This is a genomic window from Halobacillus sp., assembly GCF_049282395.1.
In the GTDB taxonomy this organism is placed as follows: domain Bacteria; phylum Bacillota; class Bacilli; order Bacillales; family Halobacillaceae; genus Halobacillus.
In genome coordinates, this window is sequence record NZ_JBAPTY010000333.1 from 1 (window position 1) to 7,536 (window position 7,536).

General features: G+C 41.9%; 11 protein-coding genes. 8 read left to right on the forward strand and 3 right to left on the reverse strand.

Going from position 1 to position 7,536, the window contains the following annotated elements:
- From WAM07_RS14090 to WAM07_RS14110, 5 genes are all read left to right on the forward strand, one after another.
- A partial coding sequence (locus WAM07_RS14090; protein WP_422167834.1) for a sigma-54 interaction domain-containing protein occupies nt 1-856 on the forward strand: 856 nt, incomplete at its 5' end.
- 232 nt (nt 857-1,088) lie between these two features.
- Nucleotides 1,089-1,727, forward strand: coding sequence for a hypothetical protein (locus WAM07_RS14095; RefSeq protein ID WP_422167836.1), 639 nt, complete (start codon nt 1,089-1,091; stop codon nt 1,725-1,727).
- A gap of 142 nt (nt 1,728-1,869) precedes the next feature.
- Nucleotides 1,870-2,073, forward strand: a complete 204-nt coding sequence (locus WAM07_RS14100) for a hypothetical protein (RefSeq protein WP_014642089.1) — start codon at nt 1,870-1,872, stop codon at nt 2,071-2,073.
- A gap of 13 nt (nt 2,074-2,086) precedes the next feature.
- The gene (locus tag WAM07_RS14105) at nt 2,087-3,088 is read left to right on the forward strand and encodes an NADPH:quinone oxidoreductase family protein (protein WP_422167838.1); all 1,002 of its coding nucleotides are present in this window, start codon (nt 2,087-2,089) and stop codon (nt 3,086-3,088) included.
- A 430-nt stretch (nt 3,089-3,518) separates the two neighbouring features.
- The gene (locus WAM07_RS14110; protein ID WP_422167839.1) at nt 3,519-3,914 is read left to right on the forward strand and encodes a hypothetical protein; all 396 of its coding nucleotides are present in this window, start codon (nt 3,519-3,521) and stop codon (nt 3,912-3,914) included.
- A 58-nt stretch (nt 3,915-3,972) separates the two neighbouring features.
- On the opposite strand, the gene WAM07_RS14115 is transcribed toward WAM07_RS14110, so the two are convergent.
- The 3 genes from WAM07_RS14115 to WAM07_RS14125 form a co-directional block, all read right to left on the reverse strand.
- On the reverse strand, nt 3,973-4,167 hold the full coding sequence (locus WAM07_RS14115) for a YwbE family protein (RefSeq protein WP_089754508.1): 195 nt from the start codon (nt 4,165-4,167) through the stop codon (nt 3,973-3,975).
- Nucleotides 4,168-4,263: 96 nt separating this feature from the next.
- Entirely contained in the window at nt 4,264-4,476 is a 213-nt protein-coding gene (locus WAM07_RS14120; RefSeq protein WP_422167841.1) for a DUF2188 domain-containing protein, read from the reverse strand.
- Between the two features lie 66 nt (nt 4,477-4,542).
- Nucleotides 4,543-4,998: a DUF2188 domain-containing protein gene (locus WAM07_RS14125; RefSeq protein WP_422167843.1), complete on the reverse strand. Its 456-nt coding sequence runs from the start codon at nt 4,996-4,998 to the stop codon at nt 4,543-4,545.
- A 168-nt stretch (nt 4,999-5,166) separates the two neighbouring features.
- On the opposite strand from WAM07_RS14125, the gene pxpB reads away from it, so the two are divergent.
- The 3 genes from pxpB to WAM07_RS14140 form a co-directional block, all read left to right on the forward strand.
- Nucleotides 5,167-5,886: a 5-oxoprolinase subunit PxpB gene (pxpB, locus tag WAM07_RS14130; protein ID WP_422167845.1), complete on the forward strand. Its 720-nt coding sequence runs from the start codon at nt 5,167-5,169 to the stop codon at nt 5,884-5,886.
- Nucleotides 5,880-6,881 (forward strand): biotin-dependent carboxyltransferase family protein, encoded by a 1,002-nt coding sequence (locus WAM07_RS14135; protein WP_422167846.1) that lies wholly within the window; start codon nt 5,880-5,882, stop codon nt 6,879-6,881. Before pxpB ends, WAM07_RS14135 begins: the two co-directional genes overlap by 7 nt.
- A gap of 11 nt (nt 6,882-6,892) precedes the next feature.
- Nucleotides 6,893-7,536, forward strand: a 644-nt coding sequence (locus tag WAM07_RS14140) for a LamB/YcsF family protein (RefSeq protein ID WP_422167848.1), incomplete at its 3' end; no start/stop codon positions are given.

A 7,536-nucleotide genomic window follows, 5' to 3' on the forward strand; every position in this document is an offset into this window, starting at 1 on the left:
TGACAATGTCATCTTCATTTTTAAAAATACGGATGAAACCATCAATATGGAGAAGGCCGCTCGTAAACAGCTCCTGAAGACAGGATATATTGCTAAACATTCCTTCGATCATATTCTGGGAAACAGCCCCGCTATCCAGCAAACCAAAAAAATAGCCAGGCAATTAGCCAGTACTGAACTGCCCGTATTGATTCAAGGAGAAAGCGGCACGGGCAAAGAATTATTTGCTCACGCTCTTCACCACCATTCAGCGCGCGTCTATGAACCTTTTCTTGCCGTAAATTTCAGTGCTTTGCCTGAAGATTTACTTGAAAGTGAATTATTTGGATATGAAGAAGGCTCCTTCACTGGAGCTAAGAAAGGAGGAAAGAAAGGATTATTCGAACAGGCGGATGGAGGCACCATTTTTCTGGATGAGATTGGAGATATCAGCTTAAAACTGCAGGCAAGAATGCTGAGGGTTATCCAGGAGATGGAAATCAGAAAAATTGGCGGCACCAAAACAATCCCCATTAATGTGAGAATTATTGCTGCAACGAATAAAAATTTATTGGATTTAATCGAAAAGGGAGAATTCAGAGAGGATTTATATCACCGCTTGAAAGTGCTTTTTTTAACGGTCCCTCCTTTAAGGGAACGCAAGGCAGATATACCTGTGCTGGTAAAACAATTTTTACAGGAGAACCAAATACAAGATCAGAAGTTTGATCCTGCTTTAATGAATGAATTGATCCGTTACGACTGGTACGGAAACATCCGAGAATTAAAAAATACGATCTCATACCTGATTACTGTATCCGATCAGTGCGTTATCACCACGTCCTGTGGCAACGTCGATCGACCCTACATCGTGTAGGGCCGCAGGAATGCGAGTTTTTTCCGTAGCCAGCCCCTCTCTATATTAGCAACGGACCAAAGATATCTCGAAACTGAGTCTTCAACTATCCAGCCTAATAAGCAGCTGAAAAATAATCTGCAACGTTTAACAGTGCCGAAATCTCGGCCAGTTCGTGCGCCGTGTTTCTTCTCCTTAACAGATGATATACTAAGAGTATCGTTCGACAAGTTTCAAAGGGGGATCACGGAAGTTGAAGTTTCTTAAGCGAAAACCATCTAAAACATTCTATGAAATTTTCATGGTCCTCCTAGCTGGACTTTCGGTGGCCACCATATGGCAGGAAACTGGTTACAATAGTTTAATTGTCTGGGGTACCTGGGGGATTTTTTTCGTGGACTTCCTCTATAGGCTTTATAAAAGTGAAAGTAAATGGGGATTTGTGAAGAAGCATCCATTTATCGTAATTGCAGCTATTCCGCTCGATGCTATTTTTCAATTCGCCCGGGTAGCGCGTATTCTACACTTACTTCGGCTCAAATCGATCACGAAATACTATACTCTGCCCTTTATCCGATTTTTAAAAAGACAGCATCTGCTTTTAGTGACTGGCATTACGTTTGTACTCATTTTTCTATTAATCATCCCTTTAAATATGATAGAAAACGAATTGGATTCTTATAGTGACGCCTGGTTTACAGCTATTCTTTCTCTTACTTTCTTTGGAAGATCCGGCTTTGAACCTGAAACGGCCGGCGGCTATACGATCATTGTCATTTTTACTATTCTTGGTGTTATTATACACGGGCTCGTGATTAGCACAGCTTTCGATTACATCGTGCACTCTTCCCTTTTTAAAACCATCAAAAATAAATTAATCAATCACAAATAAACTCCTCCTGATCTAGGAATGGAGTTTATTTGTTTGTATTTTTCAAGAAGAGAAGCCATGGTTTATAATCGGGTTTTAGGAGTTTAATAAATGTCTAAAAAAGGAATAAGGCAGGTGTAGCCCATTTAATGGAGGTGGCCTTATGGCTGAACAAGATAAGCGTAAGCAAGAAAGAGATCAAAGTTTTGAAGAAAAATTAGAAAAAGAGAAATTAATTGATGGCATGCCTAATGAAGAAATAAAAAAAGAAGAACGAGAACAGGAAAAAGGCGAAAAGTCCAAAAATGATTCTCTGACAGAAGAACAATACGATGAAGATCTACGAAATAAAGATAAAAAAGATTAAATGAGGTGTAAAGATGACAACTTTTCAAGCCTATAAGATCGATAAAGACGGAGACACAGTAAAAGGAAGATTGGAAGATCTTTCAGCAAAAGATCTCCCATCCAGTGATGTGTTAATCAAGGTTCACTACTCCAGCGTGAATTTCAAAGATGGCATGGTTTCTCAGCCTGATAACGCCCTTGTGAAAGATTACCCGATTATTCCTGGAATAGACTTGGCCGGTGAAGTGGTCCGTTCACGAGATGATCGGTTCAAGGAAGGCGATCAAGTCATTGCCACAAGTTATGAAATTGGGGTGTCACATGATGGCGGGTTCAGCCAGTATGCCAGCATTCCTGCTGACTGGATAGTCCCTCTTCCCGACGGTCTAACACTTGAAGAGTCGATGATTTATGGTACAGCTGGTTTCACGGCTGCACTATCTGTCTATCGCCTTGAGCAAAATGGGCTTACTCCAGATCAGGGTCCGGTACTGGTTACAGGAGCGACCGGCGGAGTAGGAAGTATGGCCGTAGCAATGCTTGCTAAACGCGGATATACAGTGCATGCGAGTACGGGAAGTGAAGAACATACCGAATACTTAAAAGATCTGGGTGCTGATAAAGTACTTTCCAGAGAAGATGTTTATAATGGCAAAATCAAAGCGTTAGCGAAGCAGCAATGGGCTGCTGCTGTCGATCCCGTCGGCGGCGAACCTCTAGCTTCAGTTCTTAGTAAACTCCAGTACAATGGAGCAGCTGCAGTCAGCGGCTTAACTGCTGGCGTTAATGTGCCTACACAAGTTTATCCTTTCATACTTCGGGGAATTAGTCTCCTTGGCATTGATTCCGTATATTGTCCAATGGAAACTCGGAAAAAAGTTTGGCATCGTATGGCGAACGACTTAAAAACCAAAGAAGTGTTTAATCGCATGAAAGTAGTTATTTCTTTGGATGAAGTAGAGGAAAAATTACATCAGATTCTTAAAGGTGAAACAAGAGGCCGTACAATAATTAAGTTGCAAGATGACGAATAGGTAGTTGCATTCAAAACGCACCGGATTGACAAACGTATCCTTGAATACTATAATAATTAATTAGTGCCTTAGAAAAGGCAACTCGGAAAATGAAAGAGTGATATGTATGAGACTGGCATTCTGCTACGTTTTGATACGACTTAATCACACTGGATCAGCTTCGGAGCTGTAAGGATGCAATAGAGGTAGGGATTGCGTCGTTTAAGTTGATAAAACTACCATGTAGAACTAATCAACCGCGGCAAAGGTTGGGATTCAACAACCAACGCTTGTAATATTAAAAAAACAAGTTTAAGAAAACTTTATTTTTTCCGATGTAACACAAAAGCGGGTCAGACGACGGTCTGAGCCGCTTTTTCCAATTTAAAAAGGTTTATAATATATGTCTTATGGTAATATAACTCGTATAGAAATAGAAGGAGGTACGAAAATGGCTGAATTCACCAATCGATTAGAACCAGAAGAAGTCCGCTTCTTAATGGACTTCTCTGAACTGAAGGATATTGTAACAGAAATATTGGGCGAGGCGAACGATCTCGTTAACGTTGAGATAGATTATGATGAAATTGAAGAACCAGGCGGCGTCACCATCATCCGTCCTATGGTTAAACTGCAAGAAACCAGCAGCCTTACTGAAGAAGACCGTCATAAGATTCTCTCATCTGGATTATCGATTGACCGGGAGCCCTTCGATAATGGAGATCACGCTATGGAGAGAATTTTCGGGACCTCTTATACTGTCCTGGAGGCTACTAGTGATGCAGATGGGAATTTCTTCACAATTGAAATGCCTTTCCGCAGCTATATGGAAGAAACCAAATCCTAGTATCAAAAAACCAGCTTGAGAAAGCCTGTTGCTTTTTCGAGCTGGTTTTTTATATCGTTTAAGTATGAATATTCTTTACACGGCCGACCTGTCCATCTTCCAGGCGGACTTTAATTCCATGGGGATGGGAGGGCGACTTCGTCAATAAATCTTTCACGACCCCTCTGGTCACATTCCCACTTCTCTGATCTTTCTTTAATACGATATCTACCTCTAAACCAGGCTTAATATCACTTCGCTTCTGTCCGTTCATGGTTCATCCTCCCTCTTTCATCGTCTACCTATCATACCATATTTCCATACAAAAAGAGCACCCCTGGCAGGGTACTCTTGTATGACTCTTTCGTTACTATTCAGAATAAGAATAATGATTCTGGATCGTGCCATCCTGCTTATGGATGATTGCACTTGTACCTTTATTCTGAGCAATTTCTTTCGCTCTGTTAATCGCATCCTGTTTATTTTCATAAACCTTCGTTGGTTGATCGGCACCTTCTGCCTTCACAGCCCAACCATCTTCATGAGCTACTACATGTTCGGATTGATTTTTACTATCTGCCATTGCAATACCTCCTAATTATTGTATTAATTGGTATATATCCCCTAAAACCTTGCATTAAACTTTTTTTTAATAATCCGTTTTTTCTTGGATACTTCCATCCTTCTTATGGATAATCACTTGAGTTCCCTTGTTCTCCGCTACCTCTTTAGCGCGGGAAACAGCTTCTTCTTTTTTTTCGTAAACATTGGATGGTTTCTTTGCATCTTCTGCCTGTACAGCCCAACCATCTTCATGAGGCACCACGTGCTCTCCTTTATCTAATAACTCAGGACGGCTTTCATACTGCTGATCGCCCCGGTCTCTGCTTTGTAATTCATCATCGCCCATCTGCTTCGCTTCGTCGATTTCATCTTCAGTTGCATTATCATACCATTCTTTTGCCTGTTCGGTTGCAATAGGAATGGCCCTTCCTTCATCATATCCTTCATCGAGCATAGCATTTGCGATATCAATGGCCTTCTTTTTGACTGGCGTATCCAAATTTTTTAAAGAGCTAGGATAATCATTCATGTTCCAAGGCATCGTACGCCCTCCTTTTAACCAATAGTATAATTATATTTACCGCATTCCGCTTTTCTGTAAACGAAAATAGCTTCTTTACCACCTAAAATTTTGAAGAATAAATGTCTACTCAAAGGGAATAGTTTAATAGGATAGGTGAAGGAATAGTTTATTTAAGGAGGCTTACTAATGAACTACCAATTTCAACCTCTTGGAGATCAAGCAGTTGTCATTGATTTAGGAAATGAGATTTCACAAACGATTCATGAAGAAGTGCAGTCGATATCAAACTTATTAGAAGAACATCAACCAGAATGGATGATCGAATACATACCAGCCTTTACCAATATAACCATTCTTTATAGTCCTCTTTTTGTCTATCAGCAAATAAACCAAACAGACACCCTTCCCTACAACTGGGTGTGTGACCAATTAAGACATATGCTCACACAGAACAAGCGCGATAAAGTACCTGAACCTCGTACGATAGAAATACCTGTATGTTATGGAGGGGATTACGGTCCTGATTTATCCTATGTGGCCAAGTACACGGACCTTAAAGAAGATGAAGTTATCAATAGACACATGAACGGAAATTATATTGTGTACATGATCGGTTTTGCTCCAGGCTTCCCTTACATTGGGGGAATGGACGAGACCATTTCCACTCCCAGAAGAGATGATCCAAGGCTTGAAATTCCTGCAGGATCCGTAGGAATAGCCGGAAGTCAAACAGGAGTTTATCCGATTACTACACCGGGAGGGTGGCAATTAATTGGGCAGACGCCCCTGCAGTTATTTCAGCCTGAAGAAGACCCTCCTTCTCTTTTGCAAGCAGGAGATAAAATTAAATTTACGTCCATCTCAGAAAAAGAGTACCTCGCAATTAAGGAGGGGAAATCATGCTGAAAGTTCTAAAATCTGGTCTGCTAACTACCATTCAGGACCTGGGACGGTATGGATATCAGAAATATGGAGTCATTACGAGTGGAGCGATGGATTCAGAAGCCCATCGAATTGCTAATCTTCTTGTAGGAAACGACCAGCGCACTCCTACAATGGAAATAACACTTAAAGGCCCTGTGCTCGAATTCCAGGAAGATGCACTGATAGCCGTCTGCGGAGGAAACCTCTCTCCTATGATTGATGGAGAAACTGTCGGCCTATGGCGACCGATATATATCAAAAAAGGAAGTGAACTTAGATTTGGAAATCCCAAAAGAGGGTTCAGAGCTTATCTGGCTATCGCAGGAGGTTTAGATGTAGCTTCTGTAATGGGAAGTGCTTCTACTTACCTGAGAGCAGAAATAGGTGGTTATCAAGGTCGGGCTCTGGATAAAGGAGATACCGTCAACTTTGGCGAATTATCAAAGGCTTCGCGAAAAGCCTTTGACGAACTCAAAGATATGGCAGGAAGTCAGCCTTATCAGGCGATGGACTGGTTCGTGGCTACTGAATTCAGCGCCCCTACCCAGGGTGAGCCCAAACTTAAAGTAATGGAAGGCCGGGAGTTCCATCTATTCACCGACGACAGCCAATCTTTTTTCTTTGAAGAAAAATTCCAAATTGACTCTCAATCAGACCGAATGGGCTACCGCCTTCAAGGTAATAAATTAGAACTTAAGAAGCAAATGGATATGATTTCAGAGGCCGTAACGTTTGGCACTATACAGGTTCCACCAGAAGGTAACCCGATTATTCTGCTTGCTGATCGCCAAACTACAGGAGGATATCCTAAGATTGGTCAAGTAGCCACCGTGGACCTCCCACGCATCGCCCAATTAAAACCCGGGGAGCAAGTGAGCTTCGAACAGATTAGTCATAATCAAGCTCAGCATTTATTACTCGAACGCGAAATACAAATTCAACAGCTGGCACAAGGAATTAGATTTAAAAACCGTTAGGAGGAACGTACATGCCTATTGTAGATATTAATTGTGACATGGGAGAGAGCTTTGGTACTTATACAAAAGGCAGAGATGAGGAAATTCTAAAATATGTAACGTCTGCTAATATTGCCTGTGGTTTCCACGCTGGGGATCCATCCATCATGAGGAAAACGGTCAAGCTGGCTGCGGAACATAATACAGGGATTGGGGCTCATCCCGGTTTTCCCGATTTAGCCGGGTTTGGACGCAGAAAGATGGATGTCACTCCTGAGGAAGCTTATGAACTTGTCGTTTATCAAGTAGGGGCATTAAACGGATTTGTAAAAGCAGAAGGGCAGTATCTCCAGCACGTTAAACCTCACGGAGCCTTGTTCAATATGGCCGCTCAAGATAGAAAGCTGGCTGATGCTATTGCCCAAGCCGTTTATGATGTGGATCCTGAACTTATTCTGTTTGGCCTTGCGGGAAGTGAGCTCGTTCAAGCCGGCCGCCATGCCGGACTGCGAACGGCAAGTGAAGTCTTTTCAGACCGTACCTATCAACACGATGGCAGCCTTACCTCCAGAAGGGATCCCAACGCTTTAATTACCGATCATCAGTCAGCGGTAAAACAGGTTATCCGTATGATCAAAGAAAATAAAGTTACCAGTCTGCAGAATGTAGATGTTGA